The following is a 13203-nucleotide window of genomic DNA, read 5'->3' on the forward strand; positions in this document are numbered from 1 at the left end:
GTCCGCAGCAGAACCACCGCCGTCCGGAGGGCTCCGGCCGCCCGGCAGGCAACGGTGGCTCCGGACGCCCCTCGGGCGCGCCGCGCGCCGCGCTGCTGAGCAAGTAATATCACCGCAACCGCCCCCAACGGACCCGCGCCATGCCCTTATCCACCTGGTTGACGTTCTTCCTGGCCTCCTGGGCCATTTCGTTCTCGCCCGGCGCGGGAGCGATCTCGGCGATGTCGTCCGGACTGAAGTACGGCTTCGCGCGCGGCTACTGGAACACGGCCGGCCTGATCATGGGCATCCTGTTCCAGTTCGTGGTGGTGGCGGTAGGCCTGGGCGCGGTGCTGGCCACGTCCGAAATGGCCTTCAACGTGGTCAAGTACCTGGGCGTGGCCTATCTGATCTACCTGGGCGTGCGCCAGATCCGCACCGATGCCGCGCCGGTCACGGTGGATTCGGGCGATCCCAAGCGCGCCACGATCCGTGAACTGGTGCTGCGCGGCTTCCTGATCAACACCATGAACCCCAAGGGCACGGTGTTCCTGCTGGCCGTGGTGCCGCAGTTCGTGGACACCGCGCTGCCCTTGACGCAGCAGTACGCGGCAATCGCCGCCACGCTGGCGTTCACCGACCTGGTGGCCATGGGCGTGTACACGTTGCTGGCGGCGCGCGTGCTGCGCATGCTCCGCAGCGCCAAGCACATCCGCTGGATGAACCGGACCTTCGGCTCGCTGTTCATCCTGGCTGGCGTATTCCTGGCGTCGTTCCGCCGCCATTCCTGAATCCCATGCGCGGGGCATGCGCCGGCAACGGCGCGTGCCCCGCGCTTTTTCATGCCCGATACCGGACCGCGCCGGGCGTAAAAGCGGCGCCGAGTAAAATCCTTCCGATCATGAACATCCCTCACGAAGTAGCGCGGCGCCGTACGTTCGCCATCATTTCCCACCCCGACGCGGGCAAGACGACACTGACCGAAAAGCTGTTGCTGTTCGCAGGCGCGATCCAGATCGCCGGCAGCGTCAAGGCGCGCAAGGCTTCGCGCCACGCTTCCTCCGACTGGATGGAAATCGAAAAGCAGCGCGGCATTTCCGTAGCGTCCTCGGTGATGCAGATGGAATACCGCGATTGCGTCATCAACCTGCTCGACACCCCGGGCCACGCGGACTTCTCCGAAGACACGTACCGGGTGCTGACGGCGGTGGACGCGGCGCTTATGGTGATCGACGCCGCCAACGGCGTCGAACCGCAGACCATCCGCCTGCTGCAGGTCTGCCGCGCGCGCAACACCCCCATCATCACGTTCATCAACAAGATGGACCGCGAAGTGCGCGAGCCGCTCGAACTGCTGTCCGAGATCGAAGGCCACCTGGGCATGGACGCCGTGCCGTTCTCGTGGCCGGTCGGCATGGGCAAGGCCTTCGGCGGGGTGTTCGACATCCGCCAGGACCGCATGCGCGTGTTCCGCCCCGGGCAGGAACGCCGCTCGGACAAGGACGACTTCATCGAAGGCCTGAGCAATCCCGAAATCGCGCAGCGTTTCGGCTCGGCTTTCGAGCAAGCCAGCGGCGAGATCGAACTCATCAACGAAGCCGCACCCGCCTTCGACCGCGAACAGTTCCTGGCCGGCAAGCAGACGCCCGTATTCTTCGGCTCCGCCATCAACAACTTCGGCGTGCAGGAAGTGCTGGACGCGCTGGTCGAACAAGCGCCGCCCCCGGGCCCGCGCGTATCCATGCAGCGCCTGGTGCAGCCGGTGGAGCCCAAGTTCACCGGCGTGGTGTTCAAGGTGCAAGCCAACATGGATCCGGCCCACCGCGACCGCGTCGCGTTCGTGCGCGTCAGCTCCGGCCGCTTCGAGCGCGGCATGCGCCTGAAGGTCGCGCGCACCAACAAGGAAATGCGCCCCAACAACGTGGTGTCGTTCCTGTCGCAGCGGCGCGAATTGCTGGACGAGGCCTATGCCGGCGACGTCATCGGCATTCCCAACCACGGCGTGCTGCAACTGGGCGACGTGCTGACCGAAGGCGAGACGCTGCAATTCACCGGCCTGCCGTTCTTCGCCCCCGAACTCTTCCAGGCCGTGGAAGTGAAGGACCCGCTGCGCACCAAACAGCTGCGCACAGGCCTCACCCAATTGGGCGAGGAAGGCGCCATTCAGGTATTCCGTCCCGAGGCCGCCGGCGGCTCCCTGCTGCTGGGCGCGGTCGGCCAGCTGCAGTTCGAAGTGGTGGCCCATCGCCTGAAGACCGAGTATGGCGTGGACGCGCGGATGCTGCCTTCCCGCTACACAATGGCACGTTGGATTACGTCTGAAAACCCTAAGGCGCTGCGCAAGTTCATGGATGCCAATGCCGCCCATATCGCCTATGATGTTGTGGATGCGGCGGCGTTTTTGATCGGTTCTCCCGCGCAGTTGCGCGTGGCCGAGGAACTGTATCCCGATGTGAAATTCCACGCCATGCGGGAGCACGGCGGCAAGGTTTTCGGAGACAAAGCGTAGACCCGTTCGGGTTCCGCATGGCAGATGAGGGTAGCAATGTCTTGGCGTTTCTTATTCGCAACGCTCCTGATCGCGCTTGGCGCGTCGGCCTGGGGCGGAATTCAATTGGGCGACTGGCTGGTGGCGCATGCGCCGCCCGCTGCGCCTGCTCCTGGCCAGGACGCGGCTGCTTCCCAGCAGCCCGTACTTGACGCCAACGGCCGCCCCTACGTGGCACAGCCTCCGCAACCGCGTATTGACGGCACCTTGGGCGTGCCCGACAAGCCCGCCGACCGCGAATGGCAGGTCAATACCGTGTCGTTGTTCGACAGCGTCAGCGATCCTGCGGTGAAGATCTCGCGCGACCGCATCAGTCCGGACCAGGCCCGCGAAATTGCGGCAGCCTCGCACGTACCGCTGCCCTCTGGCGCCTCGGACGTCAGCACGCTGGACCTGCAAGCGCCGGGCACCTCAACGGCCATCAACGGCGGCCAGGCCCAGGCTAGCGGCTATGGCACCCCGCAAATGGTGCAAGCGCCCCCGCCGCCGCCCAACACCGCGCAAGCCCCCGGTGCTCTCGGCTGGCAGGACGCGCTCAAGCGCGAACTCGCGCAATGCGCCACGCAAGGTTTCTTCGAGCGCCCCTCGTGCTCCTGGGCCGCGCGCAACAAGTACTGCGGTCCCAACCGCGCCTGGGGCACCATGGCCGAATGCCCGGCCCGTCCGCAATAGGTCACTGGGTCTGCGACGCAAGCCCGGCAGTACCAAAAAAATGGCGCCCCGCGGGGCGCCATTTTTCATGACCGGAACATTACTCCGGCACGGACATCTGGCTTTGCAGGTAGTTCTGGATGCCGACCTTGTCGATCAGGTCGATCTGCGTTTCCAGGTAGTCGATGTGCTCTTCGGTGTCGTCCAGGATGTCCTGGAACAGATCGCGCGAAACATAGTCGCGGACCGATTCGCAATGCGCGATCGCTTCCTTCACGGTCGCCTGGGCGCCTTGCTCCAGCTTCAGATCACAGGCCAGCAATTCCGGCACGTCTTCGCCGATCAGCAGCTTATGCAGGTCTTGCAGGTTGGGCAGGCCGTCCAGCATGAAGATGCGCGCGATCAAACGATCCGCATGCTTCATTTCGCCGATGGACTCTTCGTATTCATGCTTGCCCAGCTTGTCGAAGCCCCAATGGTTCAGCATGCGGGCATGCAGGAAATATTGGTTGATGGCCGTCAGCTCATTGGTCAGTTGCTTGTTCAGAAACTGGATGACGGTTTTGTCGCCTTTCATGATGGACTCCTTGCAGTCAGGCGCGACGCAGATGCATCGCGACAAAGGAGCGCACGATGCCGCGCGTACGCAACCCCGGCAGACTACCACCAGGCGCGGGGCCGCGCCTAGCCTTGCGCTGCATTTGGTAAACCGCTTTAGGAGCGCTACAAGAAAGCGACAAGCCAATGAGAATGAGTATGCGTGCGTGATGCCTTGCATGCGTGCACCAGCACCTGCGCGGCCTGACGACGCGCCACGCGCAGAAATTCGTCGACGACACCACGCAATCGCCTGCGACTATGCGTCCCCAGGCTGCATGAAACACGCCGGCCAGCCGCCGGCGTCGATTCGTTGCGGATCGGCAACCCCGCCGCGGCTGCACGCTAACCTGCGCGCCTCGTGGCCAGCCAGATGCCGAATGCGATGGGAATGATACCCAGCAGGTCCAGCCACGACACGTGCTCGCCCAGCACCAGCCATCCAAACAGCAGCCCGAGCGGCGGCATCAGAAAGTGCAGCGCGCTGGCCGCCGTAGCGCTTGCGCGCCCCAGGATCATGAACCACAGGTAGTAGCCGCCCATCGACACGGCGACGATCATGTAGGCCATGCTCCAGAACAGGCTGGCGGTCATGCGCGCGTCGCCGATGTTTTCGTACATCAACGCAAAAGGCAGCATGACCACCGCGCCAGCCAACGACTGTATGCCCGTGGACGTCCACAGGCCCGAGGACGGCTTCAGGCGCTTGTAGAGCAGCGTGCCCGCCACCAGCGCCAGCAGGCCTCCCGTGACCAGCAGCGTGCCATGCAGATCCTCCTGCATGCCCGACAGCCGCGAACGCAGCACCAGCGCCACGCCCGCCAATCCCAGGCACAGGCCGAGCAGCTTGCGCCAGCCCAGGCGTTCACCCAGCACCGGACCGGCCAGCACGCCGATGAGCAACGGGTTGGTGCTGATCAGCACGGCGGTGAACGCGGACGACACGGTTGTCATGCCCGACCAGCTCAAGCCCAGGTACAGGGCGTTGTTCAATGCCCCCAGCAGAATCAATGAGAGCAAGTCCCGCCGCGCAGGCATTTTCCAGCCGCCGCTGGCCGCCGCCAGGCCCAGCATCAAGGCGCCGGCAATCACGAAGCGGATAGTCAGCAAGGTCAGTGGCGGGCAGTCCCGCACCGCGATCTTGGCCGCCGCGAATGCCGAACTCCACAGAAAGCAGAACGCCGCGATCGGCGCCCAACTGATGCCCGGCGAGGCTGGGGCTGACAGGGCGGCGGCAGACAAGGTCGAGGAGGCCTTCATGATGAATCCGAAAGTAGGCACTGAGCCGCGGTGGCGGCGGATGTAAGGATTCTGCGCGGGCGTCCATCCATTGACAAACTCTTTATTCGGATCGAAAGTATTTGAAAAATGAATGCATGGAGCGACCGATGCCTGATCTCGACCTTTTGCACAGCTTCGTCTCAGTCGTGGACGCCGGCGGATTCACGGCAGCGGGCGAACGCGTGCACCGCAGCCAGTCCACCGTCAGCCAGCAGATCCGCAAGCTGGAAGAGACCTTGGAGTGTGCACTGTTCGTCCGCGAGGGCCGCCAGGTTTCGCTGACCGAGGACGGCGAACGCCTCTTGGGCTACGCGCGGCGCATGCTCGCTCTGTCGACCGAGGTCCGGGAGGCCGTCAGCGGGCGCAAGCGCGTGGACGTGATCCGGCTGGGCATCCCGGACGATTTCGCTGCCGACACGCTGACCATCCTGGTTTCGGAGTTTGCCCGGTCGCGGCCGGGTGTGCGGCTATCGGTGCGGTGCGACCTGACTTCGGCGCTCACGCGTGCGCTGGAACGGGGCGACCTGGACGTGGCGCTGCTCAAACGCGAGCCCGGCGCGGGCGCCGCGCTGGCCGCCTGGCCCGAGCAATTGCATTGGATCGGCGCCCCCGGGATGGAAGTGCCGCTGGCTGAGCCGGTGCCGCTGGTGGCGTTTCCACAGGGCTGCATCTACCGCAACCGCGCCATCCATGCCCTGGAGGCCGCGGGCCGGCACTGGCGCATCGCCTACGAAAGCCCGAATCTGATGGGCTTGCAGGCGGCATTGTCGGGGGGCTTGGGGGTGGCGCTGCTGGAGCGGCGCTGCCTCTTGCCGGACCATCGGATCATCGACGCGGCGCTGCCGCCGGTGCCGTCGACCGAACTGGCGCTATGCCTGGCCGACTCGGTGCGCGAGCCCGCGCGGCAATTGGCGATGACTATCCGGGAATTCTGCGAGAAAGAAGCAACGCGGCCCGCTGCGTGACGGCAGCGAGCCGGAACAAGACGGCTATCCTCAGGCGATGGCGACCAGGGGTATCGGGAAGCTGCTGTTGGCAGCAGGCGCACCCGATTCGACCATGGCGGCCGGAGGATTGACCGGAACAGCAATGGAGCGCACGTCGCACACGCTGGAACAGCGGCCGCCCGGCAGGTATTCGGCGGCAGTGGCCGCACAGCAGCCGCAGCACGTGGCTACGCCCAGCTCGAATTGCAGGTCGGAAAGCGTCGTCGCACCCCCGTCCACGCTGGCGCGGACTTGGCGTTCGGTGATGGCATTACATACGCAAATGTACATGAGAATAATTATCGAAAATTATTCCGCTACTGGCAAGCCCCGCGCATAAATAAATTTGCAACCAAAGTGTCACGCAAGTCTTTGAAATCAGGGACGAATTTCCATAAATCCGTCCCCGATTACGTCAGCCTGATTAGCGGGCCGCCGCCTGCGCCTTGCGCAACGCCGCCGGGGCTATCCGTAGCGCTTCACGGTACTTTGCCACCGTCCTTCGGGCGATGACTATCCCCTGATCGGCCAGCTTTTGCATGATCTGGCTGTCGGACAAAGGCTTGGCCCGGTTCTCATCGGCCACCATCTGGCGGATGAAGGTTTGCACCGCCGTGGCTGAAGTGGCGTCCCCGCCGTCCGTCGATACACCTGTGCCGAAGAAGCGCTTGAGCTCCAGCGTGCCAAACGGAGTGAGCATGTACTTCTGCGTTGTGGCGCGTGAAATCGTGGATTCGTGCAAGCCCAGCTCGCCCGCGATGTCCTTCAGGATGAGCGGCCTCATGGCGGCTGGTCCCTGGCTGAAGAAGGCCGCCTGGTGCTGCACGATGGCCTGGGCCACCCGCAGGATGGTGTCGAATCGCTGCTCCACGTTGCGGATCATCCAGCGGGCCTGTTGCAGCTGCGAGTGCAGCCCTGCATGCGCCGACTCCTTCTGGTTGCCCAACATCTGGGCGTACAGCCCGTTGATCTGCAGCTTGGGCATGGCGGCACTGTTGAGGGTGACCTGCCAGCCGCCGCGCGTCTTGCGCACGATGACGTCCGGCACCGCGTAGTCGGCCGCGGGCACGGTCCAGGCGCGCCCCGGACGCGGCTCCAGCCGCAGGATCAGGGAATGGGCCGAGCGGAACATGGCATCGTCGCAGCCCACGGCCGCGCACAGGCGCGCAGCGTTGCCTGTCGCCAACAGGGCGAGGTGTTGCGAGCAGATTTGGCGGGCACAGGCCAGAACCGCCGCCTCCGCCGCTTCGGGCAGTTGCGCCAGATCAGGGTTGCGTAGCTGCAACAGCAGGCATTCAGCCATATCGCGCGCGCCGATGCCGGGCGGGTCGAACGACTGCAGCAGCGACAGGGCCGCCTTCAGTTCGTCGATGTCCGGCTCCAATTCGGCCGGCAGCCAGCCCAGGATCTCCTCCAGCGGCGATCCCAGGTAGCCGTTCTCGTCCAGCTCGTCGATCAGGAGGCCGGCCAGCGCGACGTCGCGCGGCGCGGCGCGCGTCAGCATCAACTGGCCCAGCAGGTGCTCGCGCAGCGTGTCCGGCCGGGCGGCCTCCGGGCGGCTGGAATCGTCGTCGGGATAGACCCCGCCCGAGCCCGGCATTTCATCCACCGGCGTCTCGCGTTCGGCGGCGGGCTCGTCGTCCTGCACGGAGGACTCGCGGTCGGACTCGGCCGGCGCCTCGGCCGACGGCGCTTCATCCTGCCGTTCCAGCAGCGGGTTCTCCGCCAGCACTTGCGAGATCTCGGCTTCGAGATCGAGCGTGGACAACTGCAACAATCGGATCGATTGCTGCAGTTGTGGCGTCAGCGTCAGATGCTGGCCAGGTCGCAGTTCTAAAATTGGACGGGTCATAGGTACAATATTTTGCATGATGAATCTGACTTCGCCCGCAAGCGCCCGCCAGGACTGCCGCCTCATCGGCCAGACTCTGCTCAAATTAGCGCTTCCCCGACTCATAGTGCGTGCGATCGTCATCGCCGTCGCCGTGGTTATCTGGTATCTGGCCGCCAACTGGATACTGAATTTCGGCCGCACCATGAACTACGAGTTCCTGCATTCCCTGGGGCAGCCGACCATGGACATGGTGCAGAAGGTCAACCCCTACATCTGGTGGGTGGTGACCGGCATCTGGACCCTGATCGTGTTCTTCACGCTGCGCGCCTGGCTATCCGCCAGCCTGGCCTCCGGCAGCGCCACGCCGGTCGAAACCAGCGTGCTGGCCGACCTGGCGCCCAACCTGTCCGAGGAATCCCTGGGCGTGCTGCGCTGGACCTGGGGCGACCGCCAGGAACCCTTCACGGTGGGTGACCTGCGCCGCTCCCTGTCTGAAATCCGCCACAACCGCATCGGCAAGATCGCGATGGTCGCGGAACAGGCCCGCATCCTGGAATCGTCCGACCGCACGCCGCGCGACCCGCGCGACGAAGTCCGCCGCGAAGCGCGCACCGAAGGGCGCAGCGAGCGCTACGTGGAACCGCGCATCGGCCCGGCCCGGTAAGCTCCCCCCGCCATTGCCATACCAGGCCGCCGACAGGCGGCCTGTTTGTTTTTCAGTCCCGCGCCGGCCAGGCAGCCCCATACCGCGCCCCTAAAGCTCGCGCAATCGCGGGCCGCGTCCATACCGCACCATACAAAGCCGGCGTCCATCCAACCCCGTTTTTGCTGAATTTTCTTCAGCGAAATCCGCTGTCGCAAGCCCGCAACCCGCCCCTACACAAAAGCGCATTCAGTTGCGCTGACGAAGAAAATATGTTTGACTAGCAACCTATGGCCGCACACCGCACCCCCTTCGCGATTGCCACCGGACGCTTCGACGCTCCGGTTGCCGGCCTGCGCGCTCGTTTCTCCTCCTACGCGCTATCGCTATACCTACCGATCGGTTGCCGGGCCTAGTGTCCCCGTGGTAGCTCGGCAACCACGCTTGCCACACGCGATTTCCCCCTTTTATCTCTGAATCCTGCCGGTCAATCACGGCAAATCCTGGCACAAGACCGCCATCCGGTCGCGCAGCCGCCTAGGGAAGCATTCCCGGGATTCAAAAGAAACCGATCGAGGTGTAGTAATGATGCTTGCCAACCCCGCCACCAAATACGTCCCCTTCGCGCCCTTTGCCCGCGACTTTTCTGAACGCACCTGGCCCAGCCGCCGCATCACCAAGGCGCCGATCTGGATGAGCACGGACTTGCGCGACGGCAACCAGGCCCTGATCGAGCCGATGAGCGTGGAGCGCAAGGTCCGCTTCTTTGAACAGCTGGTGAAGATCGGCTTCAAGGAAATCGAAGTGGGCTTCCCCTCTGCCTCGCAGACCGACTTCGATTTCGTGCGCAAGCTCATCGAGGAAAAGCGCATTCCGGACGACGTCACCATCATCGTGTTGACCCAGTCGCGCGAAGACCTGATCAGCCGCACGGTGGAATCCGCCGCGGGCGCCAAGCAAGCCATCGTCCACCTGTACAACGCCTGCGCGCCGGCGTTCCGCAAGGTCGTGTTCAACATGAGCAAGGACGAGATCAAGAACATCGCCACCACCGGCACCCGCCTGGTGAAGCAGTACATGGCGCAGCACCCGGAAACGCAATGGCGTTACCAGTACTCGCCCGAAGTCTTCAGCACCACCGAACCCGAATTCGCGCTGGATGTCTCCAACGCCGTGGCCGATGTATGGCAGCCCACGCCCGAGCGCAAGATGGTGCTGAACCTGCCCGCCACCATCGAGGCCACCAGCCCCAATCTTTACGCCGACCAGATCGAGTGGATGCACAAGAACCTGGCGCGCCGCGACAGCATTGTGCTCAGCGTGCACCCGCACAATGACCGTGGCACCGCCGTGGCCGCCGCCGAGTTTGCCGTGATGGCCGGCGCCGACCGCATCGAAGGCTGCCTCTTCGGCAGCGGCGAACGCACCGGCAACGTCGACCTCGTCACCTTGGCCTTGAACCTCTACACGCAAGGCGTGCACCCGGGCCTGGACTTCTCGGACATCGATGAAGTCCGCCGCTGCGCCGAGTACTGCAACCAATTGCCGGTCCACCCGCGCCATCCGTATGCCGGCGACCTGGTCTTCACCGCGTTCTCGGGCTCGCACCAGGACGCCATCAAGAAGGGCTTCGCGCAGCAGCAGGCGGATGCCGTCTGGGAAGTGCCGTACCTGCCCATCGACCCGGCCGACCTCGGCCGCAGCTATGACGCCGTCATCCGCGTGAACAGCCAATCCGGCAAGGGCGGCGTGTCCTACCTGCTCGAACAGGAACACGGCCTGGTGTTGCCGCGCCGCCTGCAGATCGAGTTCAGCCGCGCCATCCAGCGCGTCACCGACGAAACCGGCCGCGAAGTCACGGCCGACGACGTGCACACGATCTTCAACCGCGAATACCTCGAACAGAAATCGCCTTGGAAGCTGGTACGCCATCGCATCGACGGCAATCCGTCGGCCGGCGAGGGCCAGCATTTCAGCATCGAAGCCGAACTCGAATACAACGGCGAGCGCCGCATCGTGACGGGCAAGGGCGATGGCGCCATCTCGGCCTTCGTGGCTGCGCTGGACGTGCCTGTGCGCATCATGGACTACCACGAGCATGCCATCGGCACTGGCACCGACACGCGCGCCGCTTCCTATGTGGAATTGCGCGTCGGCGAATCCAGCACCGGCTTCGGCGTAGGCATCGACCGCGACATCGTGACGGCCTCGTTCCAGGCCGTGCTGAGCGCCGTCAACCGCCACATCAATGCCGGCTCCGTGGCGGCAACCGAACAGGAAACGGCCGAAACTGCGTGATCCGCAACCCGGCGTAAAGAAACCGCCGAGACCGCGTGATCCGCAACCCGGCGTAAAAAAGCCAGCCTTATCGGGCTGGCTTTTTCTTTGGACGTCCGCCGCGCCAGCGCCGTTTCAGCCCATGCGCGGACGGCTGACGCTCAGCCTCGCGGCCACATGTCGGACGCGCCGATATCCGGCGCGGTGGCGGCCAGCAGCCGCTGGTGGACCCACGCTGCCATCGCCAGCGTCCGGTGGTCGCTGTAGCGCGCGCCGACCAGCTGCAGGCCTACGGGCAGGCCCTGCGGGCCGGTGGCGAAGGGCAGACTCAGACTGGGGTGGCCGAACACCGTCCAAGCGCGCGAGAACTGCGGATCGCCGGTGCCCAGGTCGGCGAACGGCGCCTCGCCGCTTGCGCTGGGCGCAAGCAGCACATCGTATTTGTCGAACCACGTGTCCACGCGCGCGCGGGACTCGGCGACGCGCATCAGGTTCTTCTGATGTTCTTCCGCGGTGATGCGCGAGCCCGCCTCCAGGATGGCCTGAATCTTCGGGCTGAGCTGAGCCGCATGCTCCAGGCGTTCATAGGCCAGTGCTTGCGAGGCTTCGAACGCCATGATGTCCGCATGCAGCTGCACCAGAACGCAATGCTCGGGTGGCAGCGGCAGTTCTTCGACCACGGCGCCGGCGCGCGACAGAATGGCCGCGGCCTGCGCGTAGGCTTCCTTGGTTTCGGGCAGGGCATGTCGCCATTGCAGACTGCGGTACATGCCGATGCGCGGCTTGCCGTCGTATGCCAGTTCCAGCATGCGGGGATCGCGCATCAGCACCGAAGCGAACAGCGCCACGTCGGGCACCGAGCGGGCAAAGCCGCCGATGGTGTCCAGCGACTCCGCCAGGCTTTTGACGCCAGCGCGGGAAATGCTGCCGAAAGTAGGCTTGAAGCCCACGATGCCGCAATAGGACGCGGGGCGGATGATGGAGGCTGCGGTCTGTGTACCCAACGCGAAGGGCACCATGTCGTCGGCCACCGCCGCCGCCGAGCCGCTGGACGAACCGCCTGGCGAGTAGGCCTCGTTGCGCGGGTTGCGCGTAGGGCCTGCCTGATAGGTGGCGAATTCGGTCGTCACGGTCTTGCCGACAACGATGGCGCCCGCGCCGCGACATAGCGCCACGGAGGCCGCATCCAGGCCCGGATGGTGACGCTCATAGATGGGCGAGCCGTAGCGCGTGGGCAGGTCGACGGTGTCGAACAGGTCCTTCACGCCCATGGGCAAGCCATGCAGCACGCCCTGCAGCGCGCCACGGTCCAGCGCCTGCGCGCGGTCGAGCGCGGCCTGCTTTTGCAGTGCGGTCCACGCATGGACGGTGCTTTCGCGTTGCTCGATGCGCGCAAAGCAGGCGCGCACCAGTTGTTCTGCGGTCAATTCGCGCCGTTGCAGCTTGCGCGCGGCTTCCAGCGCGCCAAGTCTGTTCAAGGCAGTAGACATGGTCCTTTCCTCTTTACCGGTACCGCAGGTCTCGCGCGGCAGCAAAATACGCACCCGGTCCCCTTGACCGAGGATTCGTCGTGCCGCGCCGCGTCTTGCCGTGCAGTTTGGTTAGACCGAATCCAGCCATTGTGCGCGTCGCGTCAATTGGGATAAACACCGAAAAAGCCGGTTTTTCCCCCGTAAAAATCGCGCGCCACGCCATAGCAATTTATTGTTGCGTCGGCATCAGCATAGCGCAAACCCGTGCAACACAAAGGTCATAATTGTCTTGTAAGATGAAATCGTTTTCACGAATCCGGCAACCCATTACGCCATGGCATCGCGCTCGTCGCCCCGCTTTTCCATCATTGAAGTGGCTCGCAAGGCAGGGGTTTCCCCGGCGACGGTTTCGCGCGCGTTCAACCAACCCGAGATCGTGCATCCCGACACGCTCGCGCATATCCGCAACGTCGCCAAGCGCGCGGGCTTCCGACCCAATCGCGTGGGCCGCAGCCTGCGCTCGGGCAGCACGCGCACCATCGGACTGATACTGCCTACGCTATCCAACCCGGTGTTTGCCGAGTGCTTCGAAGGCGCGGAACGGCGCGCGCGGGAGTCGGGCTACAGCGTCATGCTGACCGCCACCGGCTACGATCCCGCAGTGGAGTCGGCGGCGGTCCAGGGCCTGATGGACCACCAGGTCGATGGCCTGATCCTGACGGTCGCGGACGCCGCCAAGAGCGCCACGCTGGACGACCTGGACCACGCCGGCATTCCCTACGTGCTGGTCTACAACGAGTCCGGCGCCCATCCTTTCGCGTCGGTCGACAATCGCGCGGCCGCCAGCGACATGGTGGCTCACCTGGCCGCGCTGGGCCATCGCCGCATCGCTCTCGTGACGGGTCCGCTGACCGCGTCGGATCGCGCCCGCCGCC

The 13203-nt window shown here is 64.9% G+C and carries 12 protein-coding genes; 7 read left to right on the forward strand and 5 right to left on the reverse strand.

All coding sequences use genetic code 11. From position 1 onward, the window contains the following. The first annotated feature begins 140 nt into the window (after positions 1-140). The 3 genes from VIR09_RS30530 (at position 141) to VIR09_RS30540 (ending at position 3199) form a co-directional block, all read left to right on the forward strand. Positions 141-770 (forward strand): LysE family translocator, encoded by a 630-nt coding sequence (locus VIR09_RS30530; RefSeq protein WP_332016279.1) that lies wholly within the window; start codon positions 141-143, stop codon positions 768-770. Positions 771-880: 110 nt separating this feature from the next. Next, entirely contained in the window at positions 881-2488 is a 1608-nt protein-coding gene (locus tag VIR09_RS30535) for a peptide chain release factor 3 (protein WP_332016280.1), read from the forward strand. 24 nt (positions 2489-2512) lie between these two features. Further along, positions 2513-3199, forward strand: a complete 687-nt coding sequence (locus VIR09_RS30540; RefSeq protein ID WP_332016281.1) for a hypothetical protein — start codon at positions 2513-2515, stop codon at positions 3197-3199. Between the two features lie 79 nt (positions 3200-3278). On the opposite strand, the gene bfr is transcribed toward VIR09_RS30540, so the two are convergent. Next, positions 3279-3755, reverse strand: a complete 477-nt coding sequence (gene bfr, locus VIR09_RS30545; RefSeq protein ID WP_013390908.1) for a bacterioferritin — start codon at positions 3753-3755, stop codon at positions 3279-3281. Positions 3756-4120: 365 nt separating this feature from the next. Further along, entirely contained in the window at positions 4121-5035 is a 915-nt protein-coding gene (locus VIR09_RS30550) for a DMT family transporter (protein ID WP_332016282.1), read from the reverse strand. Between the two features lie 128 nt (positions 5036-5163). Between VIR09_RS30550 and VIR09_RS30555 the strand changes: the two genes are divergently transcribed. Continuing rightward, entirely contained in the window at positions 5164-6021 is an 858-nt protein-coding gene (locus VIR09_RS30555; RefSeq protein WP_332016283.1) for a LysR substrate-binding domain-containing protein, read from the forward strand. Between the two features lie 30 nt (positions 6022-6051). Here the strand turns inward: VIR09_RS30555 and VIR09_RS30560 are convergent, their stop codons facing one another. Then, complete coding sequence (locus VIR09_RS30560; protein WP_332016284.1) at positions 6052-6333, reverse strand: (2Fe-2S)-binding protein; 282 nt, start codon at positions 6331-6333, stop codon at positions 6052-6054. Between the two features lie 133 nt (positions 6334-6466). After that, positions 6467-7912 (reverse strand): RNA polymerase factor sigma-54, encoded by a 1446-nt coding sequence (gene rpoN / locus VIR09_RS30565; protein WP_332016285.1) that lies wholly within the window; start codon positions 7910-7912, stop codon positions 6467-6469. Between rpoN and VIR09_RS30570 the strand changes: the two genes are divergently transcribed. Further along, a complete protein-coding gene (locus VIR09_RS30570) occupies positions 7911-8540 on the forward strand; it encodes a hypothetical protein (protein WP_332016286.1) in 630 nt (209 codons plus the stop codon). The genes rpoN and VIR09_RS30570 overlap by 2 nt on opposite strands. Before the next feature lie 564 nt (positions 8541-9104). Further along, on the forward strand, positions 9105-10817 hold the full coding sequence (gene leuA, locus VIR09_RS30575) for a 2-isopropylmalate synthase (protein WP_332016287.1): 1713 nt from the start codon (positions 9105-9107) through the stop codon (positions 10815-10817). Positions 10818-10957: 140 nt separating this feature from the next. Here leuA and VIR09_RS30580 read toward each other — a convergent pair whose 3' ends face one another. Further along, on the reverse strand, positions 10958-12286 hold the full coding sequence (locus VIR09_RS30580; protein ID WP_332016288.1) for an amidase: 1329 nt from the start codon (positions 12284-12286) through the stop codon (positions 10958-10960). Positions 12287-12602: 316 nt separating this feature from the next. Here VIR09_RS30580 and VIR09_RS30585 point away from each other — a divergent pair. Beyond that, the coding region (locus tag VIR09_RS30585; protein ID WP_332016289.1) for a LacI family DNA-binding transcriptional regulator at positions 12603-13203 on the forward strand (601 nt) is incomplete at its 3' end.

Source organism: Achromobacter sp. (genome assembly GCF_036567245.1).
Classification (GTDB): Bacteria; Pseudomonadota; Gammaproteobacteria; order Burkholderiales; family Burkholderiaceae_B; genus Achromobacter.